Source organism: Frankia gtarii (genome assembly GCF_025403375.1).
GTDB lineage: Bacteria > Actinomycetota > Actinomycetes > Frankiales > Frankiaceae > Frankia > Frankia gtarii.
In genome coordinates, this window is record NZ_JAMPTM010000649.1 from 1 (window position 1) to 381 (window position 381).

Consider the following 381-nt stretch of genomic DNA (forward strand, 5'->3'; position numbering starts at 1 on the left):
AAGCCGCAGGCGACTGCCACGGCGGAGAAGGACGAGCCGGCGGTGCCGCAGCAGCCCGTCGAGCCCGCGGGTGCCGTGCAGGACGAGCCGGCTACGGCGAACGAGCCGGCTGACGCGGCTGTGCCGGCTGTCGTGGAGGAACCGGCTGTCGCGGCTGTGCTGGTGGCGGCGGGTGAATCGGTCGTGGTGGACGAGTCGGCTACGGCGGACGAGTCAGCTGTCGCGGCTGTGCCGGACGTAGTGGCTGTGCCGGTCGAGCCGGCTGCCGACGAGCCGGCCGGCGACCAGGCGGGCAACGACGCCGTGACCGTCTCGGCCGGTAAGCCGCAGGCGACTGCCACGGCGGAGAAGGACGAGCCGGCGGTGCCGCAGCAGCCCGTC

Annotated in this window: 1 pseudogene; it reads left to right on the forward strand. The window is 74.3% G+C overall.

The features are described 5' to 3' along the window. Nucleotides 1–42: 42 nt before the first annotated feature. Nucleotides 43–381: pseudogene (locus NBZ83_RS32750) on the forward strand (hypothetical protein); the annotation flags it as partial.